This window comes from Dyella telluris, assembly GCF_014297575.1.
In the GTDB taxonomy this organism is placed as follows: Bacteria; Pseudomonadota; Gammaproteobacteria; order Xanthomonadales; family Rhodanobacteraceae; genus Dyella; species Dyella telluris.
In genome coordinates this window covers 2288706-2307574 of the sequence record NZ_CP060412.1, presented here as the reverse complement: position 1 = coordinate 2307574, position 18869 = coordinate 2288706, and the positions used below count along the sequence as shown (strand labels likewise).

Annotated in this window: 15 protein-coding genes; 6 read left to right on the top strand and 9 right to left on the bottom strand. The window is 58.2% G+C overall.

The window, feature by feature from the left end:
* Positions 1 to 127 precede the first annotated feature (127 nt).
* Entirely contained in the window at positions 128 to 1972 is a 1845-nt protein-coding gene (locus H8F01_RS10385) for an N-6 DNA methylase (protein WP_187058945.1), read from the bottom strand.
* Between the two features lie 696 nt (positions 1973 to 2668).
* On the opposite strand from H8F01_RS10385, the gene H8F01_RS22015 reads away from it, so the two are divergent.
* The 4 genes from H8F01_RS22015 (at position 2669) to H8F01_RS10360 (ending at position 6548) form a co-directional block, all read left to right on the top strand.
* Positions 2669 to 3067: a helix-turn-helix domain-containing protein gene (locus H8F01_RS22015; protein WP_425490099.1), complete on the top strand. Its 399-nt coding sequence runs from the start codon at positions 2669 to 2671 to the stop codon at positions 3065 to 3067.
* A 91-nt stretch (positions 3068 to 3158) separates the two neighbouring features.
* Positions 3159 to 4742: a recombinase family protein gene (locus H8F01_RS10370; protein ID WP_274380592.1), complete on the top strand. Its 1584-nt coding sequence runs from the start codon at positions 3159 to 3161 to the stop codon at positions 4740 to 4742.
* Between the two features lie 13 nt (positions 4743 to 4755).
* Positions 4756 to 5640 (top strand): plasmid partitioning protein RepB C-terminal domain-containing protein, encoded by an 885-nt coding sequence (locus H8F01_RS10365; RefSeq protein WP_187058942.1) that lies wholly within the window; start codon positions 4756 to 4758, stop codon positions 5638 to 5640.
* Complete coding sequence (locus H8F01_RS10360) at positions 5637 to 6548, top strand: plasmid partitioning protein RepB C-terminal domain-containing protein (protein WP_187058941.1); 912 nt, start codon at positions 5637 to 5639, stop codon at positions 6546 to 6548. Before H8F01_RS10365 ends, H8F01_RS10360 begins: the two co-directional genes overlap by 4 nt.
* 74 nt (positions 6549 to 6622) lie before the next feature.
* On the opposite strand, the gene H8F01_RS10355 is transcribed toward H8F01_RS10360, so the two are convergent.
* The 4 genes from H8F01_RS10355 to H8F01_RS10340 form a co-directional block, all read right to left on the bottom strand.
* On the bottom strand, positions 6623 to 7987 hold the full coding sequence (locus H8F01_RS10355; RefSeq protein WP_187058940.1) for a TniQ family protein: 1365 nt from the start codon (positions 7985 to 7987) through the stop codon (positions 6623 to 6625).
* Position 7988: 1 nt separating this feature from the next.
* Positions 7989 to 9047, bottom strand: a complete 1059-nt coding sequence (locus H8F01_RS10350) for an ATP-binding protein (RefSeq protein WP_187058939.1) — start codon at positions 9045 to 9047, stop codon at positions 7989 to 7991.
* 1 nt (position 9048) lies between these two features.
* Entirely contained in the window at positions 9049 to 11508 is a 2460-nt protein-coding gene (locus tag H8F01_RS10345) for a hypothetical protein (RefSeq protein WP_187058938.1), read from the bottom strand.
* Between the two features lie 280 nt (positions 11509 to 11788).
* Positions 11789 to 12046 carry a hypothetical protein gene (locus H8F01_RS10340; RefSeq protein WP_187058937.1) on the bottom strand — a complete coding sequence of 86 codons (258 nt, stop codon included), beginning with the start codon at positions 12044 to 12046 and terminating at the stop codon, positions 11789 to 11791.
* Positions 12047 to 12429: 383 nt separating this feature from the next.
* Here H8F01_RS10340 and H8F01_RS10335 point away from each other — a divergent pair, with 383 nt between their 5' ends.
* Both H8F01_RS10335 and H8F01_RS10330 read left to right on the top strand, forming a co-directional pair.
* On the top strand, positions 12430 to 12783 hold the full coding sequence (locus tag H8F01_RS10335; RefSeq protein ID WP_187058936.1) for a hypothetical protein: 354 nt from the start codon (positions 12430 to 12432) through the stop codon (positions 12781 to 12783).
* Positions 12784 to 12916: 133 nt separating this feature from the next.
* Entirely contained in the window at positions 12917 to 13234 is a 318-nt protein-coding gene (locus H8F01_RS10330; protein WP_187058935.1) for a hypothetical protein, read from the top strand.
* Between the two features lie 343 nt (positions 13235 to 13577).
* On the opposite strand, the gene H8F01_RS10325 is transcribed toward H8F01_RS10330, so the two are convergent.
* The 4 genes from H8F01_RS10325 to H8F01_RS10310 form a co-directional block, all read right to left on the bottom strand.
* Positions 13578 to 14333 (bottom strand): hypothetical protein, encoded by a 756-nt coding sequence (locus H8F01_RS10325; protein ID WP_187058934.1) that lies wholly within the window; start codon positions 14331 to 14333, stop codon positions 13578 to 13580.
* A gap of 131 nt (positions 14334 to 14464) precedes the next feature.
* Positions 14465 to 15622: a DUF4238 domain-containing protein gene (locus tag H8F01_RS10320; protein ID WP_187058933.1), complete on the bottom strand. Its 1158-nt coding sequence runs from the start codon at positions 15620 to 15622 to the stop codon at positions 14465 to 14467.
* 75 nt (positions 15623 to 15697) lie between these two features.
* Complete coding sequence (locus tag H8F01_RS10315) at positions 15698 to 16411, bottom strand: hypothetical protein (protein ID WP_187058932.1); 714 nt, start codon at positions 16409 to 16411, stop codon at positions 15698 to 15700.
* 464 nt (positions 16412 to 16875) lie between these two features.
* Complete coding sequence (locus H8F01_RS10310; RefSeq protein WP_187058931.1) at positions 16876 to 18711, bottom strand: family 43 glycosylhydrolase; 1836 nt, start codon at positions 18709 to 18711, stop codon at positions 16876 to 16878.
* Between the last annotated feature and the right edge of the window lie 158 nt (positions 18712 to 18869).

Below are 18869 nucleotides of genomic sequence, written 5' to 3'. Positions count from 1 at the left end.
CAGGGGCCTAGATGGAGCTCTGCGGATCGCGTCATGGGCAATCTCCGGGGCTGAAAACCATAAGGCTATGGAAAATTTGATATGGCGCGGAAACGCAACTCTAGCTCCGGCTTTGGTTCCAGATTTTTCAGTTCAGTAGCTCATTCCAAAGCCGTTCGGACAGACCGGCTTGTTCAGTTCTTAAGGCTTCAATCCCCCGCTGGATCTCTGCCTCACGATTAAGCACCTCTACGGCACGATGTGTGGCTTCTAGCGTTAGGACAGGCACTTGGAGTCTGCGCAGTGTCTGAATCGAGATCATTGGGATGGTGGCGCCCGATGTAATGCCAGCGAGCACGTCTCTGCCCATTTGCGAGCGCATCCAAAGTCCCAGGCCACGTAGATCGCCGTACTGACCTCTGCCGCGTAGAACGATGGCCGATTGCCCGGCTACCCAACCGCCCGGTCCTGCAGGCGGCACATCGGCCGGCACGATACCTACTTTGCCCACGCTGCCCTTGGTAATAAGGAGAACGTCACCTTGGCGAAGAAAAGCCTCTTCTGCGTTGCCGGAACGACGGCTAGACAGCTGCACGCTGACCGTTTTCTCAGGAGTGGCAATGTATCCCGCGCTTGGCAGATCAGCCGCTCCCACCTCATAGACCTCGATCGCTGCAGGAGCACCTGAGTTGCGGTCCTTGTTCGGGATGGGATTGTGGAAGTCGGCGAGATCTTCTAGTGCGACCGTAGGCATTGCCCGCAGCCACGCCTGCAAATTGCGTTGTTCGTGGGCCATTACATAGCGATCAACCTGCAATGACGCCTCATTGCCGAGGATGTCCTCGACAGGAGTGACAACAGCGAGTGTGTCATCCAACGCATCGGCCGCCAGCACGCTCTGTTCGCCCATCAAGGCACTGCAGAAACTGACAATGGCGTTGGTGTTGACGAGCGTCGTCTTACCTTTGTTGAGCGCCTTGGTGAAGTACGGCCGGGTGGCATCAACAAAGCCAACCTTGCGGCAATTGGCTTGCGTATCGAGTAGCAGCAAGGCTGATGGAATGTTGGTGATGTTGAACAGACCAGCAGGCAATGCGATAACCGCCTCCACCATTCCCTTGTGGAGCAGATACTCGCGCACCTCCCTGTCCCTGCCAGGTCCGAACAAGAAGCTGTTAGCGACAATGATGGCTGCCTTGCCACCGGTCTGAGCCACGATGTGTAGCACGTTGAGCCCGTTCCAAGTGGCCTTCTTGATCGGGAAGCGGCCATATAGATCGGTCATCGCTGCTTCGTCGCTGACGACCATGTTCAGCGGCGGGATTGACAGTGCCGCGTCAAACTTTTGCAGGTGTCCGCCTTTTATAGCCGTGGGCGAGCGCAGCGGGTTAGCGAGGACCATTTCTGTAGGTGCCTCACGGAACAAGCTCAGGAGCGCCGGGAGTGGTGTCGAGAATGGAGTTTCGACGTATAGGCTGACATGCTGGTTAAGCAACGCGCCAACGAACTGTCCACTGGACTCCCACGGGCTATAGACCGAGCTCTGGTCCCCTTTCACAACCAAGTTAACCATCAGCCTCGCCACCTCTGCTGGGACGGTGACGGGTTCTGTGCCTATCTGTGGCAAGTGGGCCACGACGTCTGCTGGTGAAAAGCGCTCGAAGATCCCTCCGTCGGCTAGGCGCTTTGCTGCCGTTACCGCCGAAACGATGTAGTCACCGGAGAATTGGGCCCTACGCGCAGCATCGCCAAAGGCTTGACCCATCGGGCCATCCGTCAAAGCCAGTCTGCTAAGCGCATCGACTATGCCGGTGGCGCCGTGCGCCAGGGCCGCATCCACGGTGCTATCTAGATCGAGCTTGCCCTTAGTGGAGAGTTGCGCCCACACGAGAAGCTGGAAGGCCAGTAGACCTGATTCGTTGGAAGCCAGGGGAGAATTGCGCAGTAGGTCTTGAACCTGGAACAGCACCTGCCCGGCATTGTCGGTGGACATATTCAATTGCAACGCCCTTGGTAGTTGTACGTGGTCAGCTGGGCGTCGCCGCTGGTCACAACCACCAAGCCACCCTTATCCAGAATCTTGACTAGAGTCCGAACAGCCTCAAGCAATCGGCCAGAATTCCTACGGTTAAGGACCACCTTGTCCCCCTCTGCCTCTCCGTAGCTCATCACAATGTCCACCATCGCTTTGGTGATACCTCGATGGGACATTCGCTGTTGGAAGTGTTTCGTCGTGTGCATTGCCAGGGTCTCCGTCATGGGTGGCAATGTACTTATGCTTAGACATTAGAGCAATACTTTTTTCCAATCTTAGACAATTACTTTTATTTCTGTTTATGTTTCGTTCATCATTTCAGCGACATCCCATCTCCGCTGGGCGTATCAATGCCCCGGGCGGCCAGACAGTTTTAGCCCAGTGAATGAGGATGTAGCCTTCGACGCGTGGTGAGGCATCGGACCATGGATTTCATTGTGATCTCAGAACTTGGCCAAGGATGTGGAAACTCGCCCGATTCCCCAAAACTCGATGCCCAACGTTCCAAGGAGCAGGTGATCGCAATTCTGGAGGACCGAGGCGTTGAGTTCCCAGTGTTCCATCCGTCGAAGGTCAATTGGCATCTAACTTTGCCTCGTTGGGTCCCGAGGGGGCAAATTGCTAACGACTATTGTTTAGTCGCGGGCGTTGCGGATGTGGACCATGCTGTCATTGGTGTACTGCCCCGCCTTGTGCAAACTAAACGGCAATCCCATCCTCCCAAAGGCTGCTAGCTACGTGGAAAATCGGATTCGGGTCATGCGTGAAGCCCGAGGACTATCTCTCGATACCCTCGCCACCGAAGCAGGCACCACAAATCAGCAGGTCAGCCTTCTCGAGACTGGAAAGCGGCGCCTTACGGTGGACTGGCTCCTGCGACTGGCCGAACCCTTGAAGTGTCATCCCTGGGAGCTAGTGGCATCCGATCTCCCACACCCGCCTGCAGCTGAGGAAATTCGCCTGATTACGCGGTTTCAAGCGCTTTCTGGTGGCCAGCGAAGCGCCTTGTTGCGACTGATGGACGCCATGGTTGAGCCGACTGCGGATGCCTAGATCAGGCCAGGTAGCCGAAATCACAAATGTTGGATTTTCTTGACAAACTCCAATATTTTGCCTAATCATCCCAAGCCTCAGGGCCGTGGGGATGGGAGCGGCAGTGGGCTGGAAGGCGGAAACGCCGTCGGAAGGTGTTCTTGGGTTGCCCCTCAGGGCTGCCCAGTACGTGCGCATGTCCACTGACCACCAGCGCTACTCAACCGAGAATCAACAGGCCGCCATTGCGAAATACGCCACCCAGCACGGGATGGACATCGTTCGTACCTATGCGGACGAGGGCAAGAGCGGCCTGAGCCTTGAAGGCAGAGACGCTCTCAAACGACTTATCCACGATGTCGAGTCCGGTTCTCCGGATTTCGGGGCCGTTCTGGTCTACGACATTAGTCGCTGGGGCCGGTTTCAGGACGCCGACGAAAGTGCGTACTACGAATACTTGTGCCGGCGCTCGGGGATAAAGGTCTTCTACTGCACTGAGCCCTTCGAAAACGATGGCAGCCCCATGGCGACCATCATGAAGAGCGTCAAGCGCGCCATGGCCGGCGAATACAGCCGGGAGCTGTCCAACAAAGTGTTTCAGGGCCAATGCCGCCTTATAGAACTCGGCTTCCGCCAAGGCGGGGCACCTGGCTACGGCCTTCGCAGGATGCTCCTGGACGAACAACGCATGCCCAAGGGCCAACTTGGCCGTGGAGAGCAAAAGAGCCTCCAGACTGATCGGGTCGTGCTTGTGCCTGGCCCCGACGAAGAAATCGCAGTCGTTCGTGAGATCTACCGCTCCTTTCTCCATGCGAAGAAGAACGAGCGAGCCATAGCTGATGAACTGAACTCGTTGGGACTGACGACTGACCAAGGTCGCCCATGGACGCGAGGCACGATCCACCAGATCCTGACGAACGAGAAGTACATCGGCAACAACGTCTATAACCACACTTCCTTCAAGCTGAAGCAGAAGCGGGTGCGGAACGCCGAGGACATGTGGATTCGCCACAATGGCGCGTTCGACTCCATCATCGCACCCGAACTATTTGAGCGAGTCCAGGCCATTGTTGCCGCTCGGTCCGAGCACCTCGATAGCGATGCGATGCTCGCGATGCTTCGAGGCCTCTACGAAAGAACGGGCACCCTGTCAGGCCTACTCATAGACGAGCAGGAAGGGATGCCCTCAAGCCATATCTACGCCAGTCGCTTTGGCGGGCTCGTTCGAGCGTACTCGTTGATCGGCTTTCGCGCCCAGCGAGATTACCGGTACATCGAGATCAACCGATCTTTGCGGCAAATGCTCCCGGATGTCGTCGAAAACGTCGTGGCTGACCTTAAGAAGGTGTGCGGCAACGTCAGTGCTGATCCCAGCCAATCGAACCTCATGTGGATCAATGACGAGTTCACGCTGTCAGTGGTCTTGACCCGCTGCCTTCAACTCATCAGCGGGGCCTTCCGCTGGCGAATCCGGTTCGATACCAGCCTCGCGCCGGACATTACTTTGGTCGCACGCCTGGCGGCCGACCAGCACACTATCCTCGACTACTACTTCTTTCCTCGCATTGACCTACCGATTCATCCGCTCCGTCTAGCTGAGGACAACAACGCTGTCACCTTGGACGCCTATCGCTTCGATTCCCTTGAACCCTTGATCGCTCTGACAGGGAGATCGGCCTTCGCCAGAGCCGCTTGAACGGAGGACTGGTATGCGAACCATTGAGCTCGTACCCGTATCTCAGATCCATGTGCTCAACCCTCGAGCCCGAAACCAGCGCCAGTACCGGGCCATTGTGGAGAACATAGAAAAGATCGGCCTCAAGCGCCCCATCACGGTCACAAGACGGGCCAGCGATGATGGGAAGGAGGAGTTCGACCTGGTCTGTGGACAAGGCCGTCTTGAGGCATATCAGATTCTTGGAATGGACCGCATCCCTTGCATCGTCATTACCGCCGATGAGGAAGATTGCATGGTCATGAGCCTCGTCGAGAACATCGCGCGACGCCAGCACCAGGCCGTGGAGCTCATGCGGGAAATCGAGAGCCTGCATCGGCGCGGCTACAACGACACCGAGGTTGCCGACAAGCTCGGCGTGACCGCCTCCTGGGTAAACATGATCCTCGGTTTGCTCGAGCGGGGCGAAGAGCGCCTCCTCGCCGCCGTCGAAAAGGGCATCGTCCCCGTCAGCCTCGCCGTGACCATTGCTAGAAGCGATGACGCGGGGATACAGGAGGCGCTGGCCGATGCCTACACGCATGGCGTCGTCAAAGGAAAGAAGCTCGCCCTGCTTCGGAAGATCCTGGATCAACGGGCGCTACGCGGGAAGAACGAGCGTCATTCATCGGGGATAAACCGCAAAGGGAGCAGAAAGCTTACCGCAGAGAATCTCCGACGGATCTTTGAGCGGGAAGTTGGCAAACAGCAACTCTTGGCCAAGACAGCGGACTTCACGCAGACGCGGCTTTTCTTTGTCGTCCAGGCTCTCAAACATCTCCGGCTAGAAGCATCATTCGTGGCCATCCTCCGCAAAGAGGGGCTCGACACCATCCCAAGCCCACTCGAACGCAGGATGGCCAAGGGAGGCGCGCCATGAACAACAAGATGCCGCCGCCCGGTTTTGAGAGCGAGACTCGCGTGATCCCGCTCGACGCCATCGTTCCTCTGAAGGCGATGCGCGCGGCCCTCAAACAGAGCCATAAGTACGCCCAGATCGCCGCATCCATCCACGAAATAGGCATGGTCGAGTGCCCTGTCGTCGTACCCAACCCACAGAAAGAAGGTACGTATTACCTCCTCGATGGACTCCTGCGCATTGAAATAGCGAAGGAACTGGGGTGGACCGAGGTGGAGTGCCTCGTCGCCACCGATGACGAAGCTTATACATATAACAAGCGCATCAGCCGGCTTTCCGCGGTCCAAGAACACAAGATGGTCGTCCGTGCCATTGAGCAGGGAGCTCACGAGGACCGGCTTGCGCGCGCGCTACGGTTGGACGTTTCTACGGTTCGGCGGCGCTTTCGGATGCTGGATGGCATATGCGACGAAGTCGTCGAGCTTCTCGCGGATGGCCCATGCCCCAAGAACGTGTTCGAAGTGCTGAAGAAGATGAAGCCCATGCGTCAGATCGAGGCCACGGAGCTCATGATCGGGCAGAAGAACTATTCGTCTGGCTTCGTCAAGACCATTCTGGCTGCCACGCCGGATGACCAACTCGTACTCAAGAGAGCAAAAGATGGGCCACAGGACATCTCGCGCGAGCAGATCGCTCGCCTTGAACGCGAACTATCCGCGGCGCAGAAGCGAACTAAGTACATCGAAGAAAGCTATGGCGAAGATGTCCTAGAACTGACCATCGCCAAAGCCTACTTGTCCAAGTGGCTTAAGAGACCAAGCATTGTCCAATGGCTGGAAGACAACCAACCGGAGTACCTGGCTGAGTTTCAGGAAGTAGCCGAAATGACGTCGCTGGCTTCGTCGGTCACGTCGCCCCCGGGCAGCTAAAGTCTGGCTCGACCAGCCTGAAGCAAAATGAGGGATGCCGCTTACGCGGCACCCCTCATCAGTGCCGCAAACCTCTAAGCCGCAATCCCCGTCTGTGCTGATTCAGTCCAGCGAATGTCCTCTTTTGCCGCAACAGCCCCCTGTGCGTGACTCTTAGCATGCGCGAGCAAGCGCCAGTACACGATCGCGCCATAAGAAGCGTAGTACGCGTCTTCCAAATTGACCGGTGCCACCTTCTCTACATGGTGGGGAAGCCACCACATGCGCGAATGCGTACAGTTCGTCGGATTCTGGTCTTCGATCTCATTCCGCGCCGCGGCAAAGGCCACTCCCCGGGTGTAACGAGTCGCGGGGCGGCACTGCTTCAAATAGGCATCGATGTAAGCCCCATAACTTTCAGGATCGAAGGCTTTCAGGCGCGACGCGGATACACCGATATCCTTAGTGAGTACGCGCATGGAGGGGATATACCAGCGACCGCGCCGTGCGAGCACCTTCTTCGCCAGCCAACGCGCTGCACGCACGGCGTCGTTCTTCTCCGCAAAGGGGTCGCACAACCAGTGGAATCCATCCCAAAGGTCCAGCAGCGGAGCGCTCATTGCCTCTTTGGGTCGCGAGAGCAGATCGATCACAGAGACCCCGAGAAGCGCACTGAAGTTGATGAGTGCGCTGAGGGAGATGGATCGGTTAAAAGCCTCACCACGCTGCATACCCAAACATCGACGAACCTTTTGAAGAATGCCTTTGCTTCGTGCATGGTTTTCGAACTCCTCCGCAAACTGCAGCAGAGTGTCGGCGGGTACGAGCTGCTCGCCAGGCGTTGAGCAGAACGCCACGAGTTTAAGGATTTCCTGGTCCACCCAATCATAAAATTTAGCCCGCTCGGTTTTCGTTCCCTCACCGCCCAATGGAGCGTCGCAAGACTCGCAACGCAGGCGAAGACCAAGCGCCGTATCCCGACTTTGTTCCTTGCCACAGCTAGGGCACGCGTTGACCAGGTCGCACCCGTGCGTTGGGCAGCAACTTACGTAAGGGATGGACCAAACCAGGGGTTCCCAATCGGTATCGTTATCCCATTTTTGGTAGCAAACGGGACACCAGCGCCGTGGCACCCCAGTCTGACGATACAGCCCCTTGGTATTGAGTACTTCCTTGAGTACCCACAGAGTTCCATATCGTAGGTCCGGATTTCCTGAGAGCTGTTCAAATGCGGATATCTGCGCTTCCCTGCGGTGCCCGAAGATGTGACAACTGGGGCGTAGCGGCCCAAAACCCTCCTCGCGATCGTCTTGCATGAGGGTAGCCAGCTGGTTCACGGACCACCCCGTCACCCAGGACATCCGAAGTACGTAGTAATCGATGGGCTCCGCGAGCGGCGTACCCAGACCTCGCAGCTTCAGCGATGGAAGAGCTGTCCAAGCAAACGAGACCTGTTCCATATCACGCGGCCTCCTTATCAGGGCCAACATCGTTCGTGGGCTTCTTGGCCTTCGGTTTGCGCTCTATGCCCCAAGCACTGGCCACATTCTTGGCAATCGATGAGGTGTCTGCGGACTTCATGACGTCTTCGAAGAAGCCGACATCGTCCCACAACTTTTTTAAGTCACGACTGCCGTAGTACGAGGCGGTGATGTCGCCCTTCGTGATGGCTCGACGGCCAGCGAAATCTGCGCGCTCTTTTGCATCGACGAGGATCTTTTTCAGAACGCCAAATATACCGGCCGATGCAGCCATGAGCTCCGGCGCCATGCCAAAGAGCAAGCCAGGCTTAGAGAATGTGTATCCCTTGCCCAATGTCCGCACAAGCGTTAGGAAAGGATCGCGGTCGCCCCGGCGCTCGTAACTGTAGGGCGGCATCCAGATGACCGTGGATCGACGCCTGACTTCAGGACGTGCCGCCCACAAGTCGGCGGCGCCGTGCACGCCACTAAGCAGGAAGTTCATGTCTGTGACATCGAGAATCGATAGCAGGTTCAGGATGTGGTCTGCAGGGTCCTTGTTGCGGTGGTTCGTACAAAGTGCGTGCGCTTGGTCGATGGCCGTCAGCCACACCTTCCTTTGAGGTGCAAGCCGTTGGAAATGCTCCCACATCGCTGGCTCGGAGCCCTTTGGCAGCAAGGCGCCGTGAAGCGATCGGTGCGCCCGCTGGATCTCCGATGTCACGGCTAAGAACGTGGGATTTTCCAGGTCGTCGTCGTCACGCAACCAGTTCACGTTGGGAACAAATAGCTCGCGAACCAAACTTTGCGCCAGCCATAGCGAATTGAAGTACGCCTTGTTCGGGAGGAGAGCAAATTTCTCGATTACGGGAATGTTGCCTGCACCCCATAGAGCAGGGTCACCGCACATGGAACGCAGGATCGACCTGCGCAAGGTCGTCTTGCCCACCCCTGATGGCCCAATGACCCAGATGAATCGGCCGCGCGCCGGATTGGCAAGCGCCCTCTGGAGCTGCTTTCGCGGCTCAACGTAGTTTGCATGTGGAAGAACCCTTGCCATGTCAGTCCTCCTCCGTCAGGGGTTCGCAGTTGTTCCAGGCGTCCAATGCGTCGAAATCCTCGTCAGGCGCTTCAGTGTCCTGCTGCTCCGACCCTTGTTTGGCATCAACCACCGCTTGAGCTGCCGCGGCCTCGGCCCTAGCCTCGGCTTCCTGATGTCGGTGATACCGCTTCCGATCAGAGTCCTGCGCACGTTTACGTCCGTTCCGCCGTGCATAGGGCGCCCAACAGTGATCGAAGAGGCGCTCTTCTACGGATTGCGATGCAAGTGTCAGGATCGCATTCAAAAACGCCTTGACCCATGTCCCACCAATCTTGACGAAGAGCAGCGACCCGTTCTCACAGTCCTGCCGGACTTCCTCGGGCTGAAATCGGCGCAGCAGGATGCTGAGCGGCTTGCTGGTGAAGATCCCGCTAGCGAGCTTGATCCCGCGCTTTTCGGTGGCTTTCCCTGTGAATTTGATATCTACCGAGGTCTTGATCAGGTAATCATCGTCGAGCACTTGAGGACGTCCCATCACTCCGTAGCGACTCATGGCCTCGTCCATGCGGTCGTCTGGCGAGTAATCGTCGTCGGTGGGTGTTTCCGGCATGTCCTTGAATGCGTAGTCCTCCAGCGCCTGATTCAATACGTGAAAAGTCAAACGCGCAGTCTTTTCGCTCTTGTACTTGCCGTCGACCTTGCGGCCCTTCTGATCGGGCTTCGTGGACCCAGGCAGATCATGTGCGACGTTCTCATTAATGCGCTTGATGGCGCTTTCTGCCTGCCCGTTGAAGCGGCTTCCACCCGTCGGGGATTGGATAAGCGTGATGCCCTTTTCCAAGCAGAATGCTTGTAGCCATTTGGAGTCGTTCTCCGATCCGCGGTCCAGAACAATCACGAACGGCAAGAAGCCATGACGTCGAACAAAATCACGCATCAGAAGCGCCACACCGTTCGTGCAGGCCTTTCCGAAATAGATGGCCTTAGCCATCGGCTTCTCAATCGCCTCGTCGATGCCGATATAGAACCAAGGTTTGTTGCCCGAAAAGGCTTCCTCGACCTGCTTTCCGCAACGGCCGTCAAACTGGGACGAATCAATATGCAGTGTGTGCCCGTAGCCGATAGCCTTCCCCGAGCGAAGCGTTGGGTCTGAAATGGGCCTGGCAGCTTGATAGGCGCGCATACCTCCCGCGGCAAGTGCACGCTTCGTGGCATCGTCCTGTCGAAGGTAGTAATTGAGGGTCTCACGAGACGGCGTCACAACGTGATGGCGCTGGCATTCCTTCTCGAGCTCGAACCACAGGTTTTTCCGCGTCCTTACCTTTCCCCGGTTCCAGAGCGCGCGGATAACCCACGTCATGCACTCTTGCTGCATCGGATCGAGCCGGGACTCGCGGTTGCCTGATTTCGCATACTGAGTAAGGCAGGCCGAGAGCGCTGGCTTGCCTTGCGACACCGCTTCACGCACGTTGGCTACAAGTTTCCGCATGCGGACGGAACCTTTTTCGAGTCCCGCCTCTATGCGTTGCACGATCTCGTACCGCTTAAGCGCGAACTTAAGATCGGTTGCGCTTGCGGTGGTAAGAGGATCCAGATCGGCAGGCTGAGCGATCGTCGTTCGTAGCGCGCTGAATGCTTGGGCATCAGCCAGCCTGGCTTGTTCCTGGTCCGAGTACAGATAGAAGTGTTGCGGCAAATCGAAGGGCGTGCTTTGCACGAGTCCGTAGCATTTGTGCTGTGCGAGAAGGCTCAATGCAATACGACCGTTGAATCCTGGAAGCGTCTCACCCATATCCTCGATGGAGTACGGCTTCTTCGCCAACAGGGCAATTGCGCGTTCGGCCACACGCAACTCTTCCCTCGTGAGCGGAAGATCCATCGTTGCGTACATCGCTTCCAACGTACGCAGCTGGTTAGCAAACGGCTCGGTCAGTACAAATACCCGGAAGACGAGACCTCGCGCTTCCGCCCACTGCTTGTACGGATCGCAGGTCCACCCGTCTCCCTCGCGATGCCATCCGTCCTTACCTTCGTGGGCTTCCAGCCACGCTTCGGTTTTGCACTCGACGAGCTCAATGCAGTCGAGGCGAAAGACCAAGAAATCCAGCGTGGCATGGGAAACATGCCGTGCACCGTTCTCGTTGGTCCTCTCAATACCCCGGCAAGGCACTTGGACGTAGTAGCCGACAACGCCAGGATCGAACTCAAGCAGGTAAGCAAATGTTCGTTCACAGGTGTGGCTTTCGATAACCCTCACTGCTTTGTTCTTAATGGACACGAAGCGGGTGCGCATGTTGTTCAGCGCACCCTTGCCGACCAAGCGCAGACCGCTATCGGCCGCCATGGCTTCAATTTGTGCGATCTGGAATCGCGAACATTCCGCTCGCCCGTAGCTTTCTAGGCGCTGCGTTTTGTCGGGGCCACCGAGCCGCTCCTGTTCCACGAACGGCAGGTCAAGTTTTAGAGCAGTTGTTACCATGCGATCTCCTCCAGGCCGCACTCTCCCAAGGGCGGCCAGATGGACCACCACAGAGGCAAAGCGCGGCATGTAGGCCCAGCGAGGGCCTATTGACTTTTGATGGGGAGCGCAGGAAGCTACAAGTGCCGACGACCTAAAGTCTGCACTTAATAGGGCCTACGTGAGCGCCAACCCACGTAGGCCTTTTCATTCCTGGCTTACGTTGTTCCGCTAGGGATTCCCGTTAGCGACCCTCCTGAGACGACGCGTCTCTCTGGCGTTGACATAAAAGAGCCACCGCTCAATCAGCGGTGGCTTTTTGTTTGGTGTTCTTAGCCTTCTTGGGCGAGTTTTTTCGACTGGCGACCGTCGTCTTATCTAGCCATGTAGCAACGTCTTCGGCCGAGGCAAACCAGCCTCGGCGCCCTTCGACAAGAAACATCTGGATCGGGAGCCGACCGGCAGCCCGTGCAAAGCGCAGCGCATCGGTACTCCCGAAGCCCATCACCTTGGCGGTCGCTCCCGCGGACAGGATGAATCCGTGCGACTTCACAAGCATCTGGAAGGTTGCTGATCGGCGCACTGCGTCCTCCGCGATTGGATCGGACTAGATCTGACTGAATCGGATTAGATCGGTACGAGGTCACAGTACTCTTTGCCTATGAATTACGCAAGTCATTGTTTATAAAGAGAAACGTTGCGCGTACTACTAACGCCAATCGAGCCGAAAAGCATTGTTCCGCTTAAGAAAATGCAGCTTGCAAACGGTCCCAGATGCATTGAGATCGGGCATGGACTCGAGTGCACATGCGCAGCCGCGCATATACGCCATCGCTTGCCGCGATGCGTATGGTCCTGTCTCAATCGATGACAACCCGTTGTGGTCTTTTAGGCGTGCGGAACTATCCGCCTAGGCGTTCCCTTCAATGAAAGGAGTGAGCCATGGCCACGATCAAACACCACAGCCCGATCTATCTCTGGGCACGACTGTCTGAAATGGAGAAAGTCATCTGGGCGAGTGCTTATGCCCATGCAGCTGGCTCAGCATCTGCGCGTGCTCGAAAGGCCGATCAAACGGTCCGCACACTTAGTGCTTTGGAGCAACTACGGGAGGGCGACATTGGGCCCGAGTACGACGCAGCGCGCTCCAACGTCATGTTGGATTTGCCGGAGTTTGAGGCTTGGTACCGTGTGCAACTCCCCGTGTCGCGCGGGTCTTCGGCGCATCCACCAAGCAAGGATCAATGTGCCAAAGCGTATGAGCGCTACCGGAGAGGACTGGGCGACTTTTACTGAGTTCCGGCAATTGGCGGCGGAGCCTATTCGCCCCAGCGCACTGTCAGAGTCACTTACGCTCTGGCATCGGCTGCTACAGGGTTTCCGTTCAAGTGAACATGTTCCTGTTTCACTATCAGACGAGGTGGTCGTCATGTCTGATGCAAACCACGATCAACTTTTTCTCGAACGCGGGCTCTTTGTGGCTTACATGGTCTATCACGCCACGGGAGAGGGTTTTCGTTTCTGTATCGCGGTCGCGGGCAGTACTCATCGCGCGGAAGCGATACTCCGCAGGAAGATCGATGAGTACTTTCATCCGGCTATTGAATGCGCTCAGGTGGGAATCAACATGTCAGAGGAAGTCTCCCGCCTGGTGAACTTGGTGCCTCGGACCGTGCAAGCCACGCTTGGCCGGATGCCTGTGGGGGCCGGCGACTACTACGCCGAGTTTTATTACAACCTCGCCTAGGCCTGGCTTTGACCGTCTGAGGATCGATGGCTTCGGCGCTCATACCAAAAGGTGAGCCCTGTATGGCCCTCTTCACCGGCTTTAATACTGCGAAAACGCAAAAATATTAATTTAATATTGCTCTTTCAAGAGAAGGCCGCGGTAGACGAGCGTTGGCTAGGTGCGCCGTATCGGCTAGGTCCCACAGTCCAGCGTTTGTGCCTCCATTGACGGCCTGACGCTTCGCGACCTTCGCATGTCGCTTGTGTTCGCCCCGCGCACATTCCCAATTCGATGAGCGGGATGCCAATTGCACCAACGATGATGTTGACCTTGGGCTAGACAGTACCTTTCCACTCTTCGCCTACACCGAGCCAATGAGGTCATCGACTGACGCGCGCAGGACTTCCCACGACGTGCGACACGTCGCCTCATCGAAGTTCGCTTTCATCGATACCTCAACCCAAGGATGCACAACGTTCCTGGACTCACGCAGAGCATGACTGAACTTGCCGCGGTCGCTCTTGAGCCAGCCCACATCCACTGCCACATCAACGAGTGCATTGAGCGTCCAGTCCTGGATGGCGGGAGATTTTCCCGCCTTGTCCTTAGGGGCTTTCGCCGACTGATAGGCCAAAGACGGATGCAACATCGCGCGCGCAAGAAGCAGCGCTTCGAGCACGCTACCCATCATGATGATGCCTGATGTGTAGCAGCCGATATGCACGCATTTCTGCGCTTCACGCCAGCGACGCTCCACTGACTCCTTGAGCAACGGAACCGTTGTCGTCAGTTTGGTCAGGTCTGGTGGTGCGACTATTTGCCTCTTCACTGGGGCAGCGGGCGCTGCATTCAAAAAGCGCTGGGCACTCTTGATGTGAGTTGCCAGCGCTTCAAGCCGAACGCGCCTGCTCATCGTTTCAAAATTAGCATCGTTGTCGAACTGAGCGAGCATGTTCGGCGGCAGTCCTTCCACGCCTTCAATAACATGCCGGACTTCCCTAACCTTAGCGTCAACCTCGCGCAGGCCGGGGAATGCATCGGTCGCGGCCTTTCCGTCAGAAAGCGTGATGTCTTTTAGAATGGCCGCCAGCAACGAAAGCGCAGTCGTACGGTCCATAACCCACTCCTAGTGGAATGCGGCGGCCCACTCCGGAGCCAACGGCGTCGTCCGCCATACACTACCTATCCGCTACCGCCTTTGCATCGTCCATATTGGGCACTGCAAGCGGCGTCCCGCACGACGCACGCCTAGAAGTATTCCCGGAGGTCCTGAGGAGGCTCCCTTCCCTCTCGCTTGTCCCAATCATTCCAGACCCGCTTCGCCCGCTGGTGGGCATCCCATTCGACTGCTCGCAGGGCCCGAGCGCGAGGGTCGTCGATGTTGCGATGGCCGTACTCGTTGGCGCCCCAGTGGCCACCGTCCTCGAACCCAACCACAAAGCCCGTGGTAAACGAGACCTTTCGCGGATCCGGCATCAGAAAATGGGGTCCACCCAATTTTGGCCAGACGGTCTTACCGACCCGCTGCTCCGGGTAGAGCCATTCCTCCTGGGCCGCTGCGATGTATCGGCGGGCCTGCGTCTTGAGTACGTGGTTAATGCAAATGACCTGCTCTTCGTTGATAGTCCGCCCGCGTTGAACCTTGCGCAGGTCGAACATAGCGTTGGCCATGTACCTGGGGTTTTCCCGAAACCTCTTTGGGGGTGCGCCGGGATTCCGGGCGTACTGTGTGTTGGTAATCACCAGGCAGTGATTGGGCCCAATTGGAAATAAGGTCTGCGTACCGATGCGTTCAATTAACGCATGGCCATAGCGGCGAACCTCCTCGGAGCCCGGGTACACCTCTTTGTTATAGGTCGAAACTGGGCAATCGCTGACGATGAACTTCGTCGGCGAGTCCGGACAGGAAAGCACCTCCCAAACGCTTTCGCTCCAGATGGTTTGATACAGCGGCCAGAGACGACCGAGCACCTCCAATGTGGCTTGATGGCTTTTCGCGTTGACGAGCCCTTGAAGTACGCGGAGGCCACGCGGGGTGCGGAACAGTTGGGCAGACAGGTAGTTGCGCATGTCGCCGAAGGCTTCATGCACACCCTCGCGCATATCGTAGTTTTCGAAGAAGGACGCTGCCGCTTCACCGCTGGCATCGATGCGTCCAAAAAAATGTCGCTCAATGACGTCGGTCGCGTGCTCGCCAAAGAACAACGTGTAGAGATGGTCTTCCTTGAAGCAGTTGACTGGACCAAGCAGACGCAATGCTTTACGCGTGATGGGCGGCTTGCCAGGCCTACGAATCTCCTGGGGCTTGATGTCCAGATAGTAATACTTAGCCTCGCGCGCCGCGGGATTGAGGAAACGCTTCTGGTACCACTGAGGCACGTAGTGGTTGCGTACTGTGAAATCCATATCCAGCCCCCGTGGGGCAGATATAACCGCCCCTCTTAAAACACGTCCGGCCTTTACTGAACCCTATGCCTACCATCACCCCTCAGATGGGGTTCGCGTGTCGCTCGCCTGTAGAAACGCAAAGTCGATGGTCTGCTTCACGATGCGAACCGTGGCTTCGTAGGACATGACGCCAATACCGAAGAACAAGAAAACCAGGAACCCACCGAGCACCCGCGTCATAGCCTCTTGTCGCAGCGCATCGGATACTTCGGTCGTGAACACCCAGTGCGACGCGGCCCAAACGAGGCCAGCCCAACAAATGCCCAGGAGCCAGTTGATGCGGGTAATCCGTGCACTGGCCGCGGAATCGAGCGTCGCCACACCTGATTGGAGCAACTTGATAGTGGCTTCGTCTGGAGCGACGGACTTGATGTGCGCCGCAAGTCTGGCCACTTGTGGCGGTCGAATGCCCAGTCGAGTCGATCGGCTGGGAAGACGGAAAATCACCGAGCCCGTAGCCATCAGCCCGGCGACAATCCAGCCATTCGACGAGTGGAGATTCCCCGCCGAACCTCCGCCGGTGAGCCACATGATGACGGCAAGGATGCCCCACCAAATGGGCACCAGGAACAATCCGAACCCAAAGGTAGCCAGGCGCTCCTGGAAACCCACCATGAGAAACCACGGCACATGCACGACGGCGTCGAGCGTGGATTCCACCGGCTTCCAGCGCGATTTGACGCGCGGACCGATGACCAGATGCTCGGCCTCCCGAACGATGGAGACCGTTTCCTCAAAAATAGACATGTCCTTCCCCCTGACCGTCTTCCTGTATGAGCCACGATGGATTAGCCCACTTCACGTTGCCATAGGGCAGTCTCAGGACTTGCGCTCGCCCTCCTGAACATCCAGACAGACCAAGGCTCACTCAAAGGCTTCGGCGCGTGACCCGGGACGAGATGCCGCCGACAGAGAGTAGCTATTTCCTCGCTCGCGGCGCGACAGGTAGCAAAGGGTCAACCGCCATCCTTCGGAGCACAGACTTTGCTTCCAATTTGGCCCTATCCGCCCCGAGCGGGGCGGGCATAAGCGGTTGAATAAACGACAATAGTCAGACTATGGCTCGGATTGTTAGGGCGAATTTTGTGCATATGGATACCTTGGCGCACAAACTATGGGTCCAATATCGGCACCGACTTTGCCGCTAAGAACAGGGAGGGGCGCTGCGCGCAGGTCGCTTCGCCTGCCGTCTGCGCCGGGTGCGGCAGCTGTCAGGGCTGCGCTTTGGCGTTCGCCGGTAACGGCCTGACGGCCGACAAGGTGGATACGCCATGCTCGTCAAACGCCTCCACCGCGACGACATAGTTCACGCCCTTGTTCAACGAGTGCAGCACCAGGTGCGTCGGCTGGTCGGCGAAGCGCTGGTAGGTGGCATGCAGCCGGTCCGCGGCCAGTCCCCAGCGCACGTTGTAGCCGACTGCGCCAGGCACGGGCGTCCAGGCGATCTCGGCATCGCGCGTGTCGCCAAGGCGCGTGGCCGAGACCAGCGTGGGCGGTGCGGGGCGAGGGCCATCGGCGTTGCCGAACACGCGCAGGTCGGCGATGGCCAACGTATGCGCGCCGACGTGGCCATGGACGTAGCGCACGTATCGCAGGCGTGCCGGCTGCTCCAGTTCGATATAGGCATTGGGCCTATCGCGCGTTTCGTGCGAGAGATCGGCGAGCTGGGCCCATTGGGCGCCATCGCGCGACCCTTCCAGGGTGAACTGGGTGACGATGTCCGGTGCGTCGCCGTAGCGGCCGGACTGGTAGTCGGCAAAGTTCACCTGCACGGCGCGCACGGTACGCTCGCCGCCCAGGTCCAGCGTCAAGGTCTGCCCGGGCGCGTTGCTGGCGGCAACCCAGAACGAGCGCGGGTTTTCGTCCGTGACCGCGGAAGCCGGATGCGCCGGCAAGGACGACGACGCGGTGGCCTTCTTGCGATAGGACAACAGCATCCAGCCGGTGAAGGTGTCTTCGCCATCCTTCAGCGCGTGATCGGGCATGCGATGGGGAAAGTCGCCAAAGCGCGTGTCGACCCACATCTGGCCATCCGCATGGAAGCCGGCCGGATAGAGGCCGATGCGCCGTTCGAAGGTCCAGTTGGCACCGATCCATGACGTGCCGGTGTTCCACACATTGCCGTAGGCATCCTCGAAGGTGGAGCCATGGCCGACGCCGGTGACGAAGCCGCCAGGCTTTTCGCCGATGGGGTTGTAGGGCGCATCGTGGAAGGGGCCCAACGGCGAGTCGCCGATGGCCACGCCTGTGCCGTACGCGTTGTACTCGGTGCCGGGGGCGGCGTACTGCAGGTAGTAGCGGTTGGCGTGGCGATTCATCCACGCGCCTTCGAGGAACGGCGTAGTGCGGTTATCGGTGTGGTCCTGACCGAAACGTTGCCAGCCATGCTCGGCCGGCGTGAGCGCGAGCAAGGGCTGCGGCTGGCTGGCGAAGGCGAGGCGCTTGCCCTCGCCTTCCGCCGCATCACCGAACTTCATGTCCAGCTGCGCGCCATACAACGGATACACGTTGGACGAGCCCCAGTAGAGGTAAACCTTGCCGTCGTCGTCCTGGAACAGCCCCGGGTCCCACGGGCCTGGCGGCAACTGGCCCGGCTTGATGGCCCACTCGGTGGCGCTGGATACCGCGCCGGGCACGGGCGGCAGCAGGCGCGTCCAGAACGACCAGTGCCCGCGCGCGGGGTCGGTGGAAACCAGCAACGGGCGCGGCTCGGTCGCCGACTGCATGAGGAACAGCTTGCCGTCCGCCACCAGCGTGGCCGGCGCCACTTCGCTGTCGAACGGCCACCGGTCGGGCTTGATGAACGCCCAGTGCAGCAAGTCGGTGGAGCGCCAATAGCCATCGGCCAGCGTCATGAACAGGTAGTAGGCATCGCCGTAGCGGACCACGGCAGGATCGGCACCGGTCCGATACGACGTGCCCTCGTTCATCTGCTCGAAGTTGTAGCGGTAATCGACGTCGACCGGGTTGGCCCAGGTATGGGCAGGCGCCTCCCCGCCATGAGCCCCGCCGGTGGCGCCCAGTGCTGCGCAACAAAAAACAGCCATCCGCGATATCAAAAACGATGTACGGATGCGGCCTTGCACGCGGTCTTTCACATGCTGCGTCGCAGCGGCGGCAGTTCTCATGGCGTTCCCTTATTGATCCTGCGGGCCCCGATGTAAGAGACTCCACGCGGTTACACGTAAACGTTTACATCGTAGCT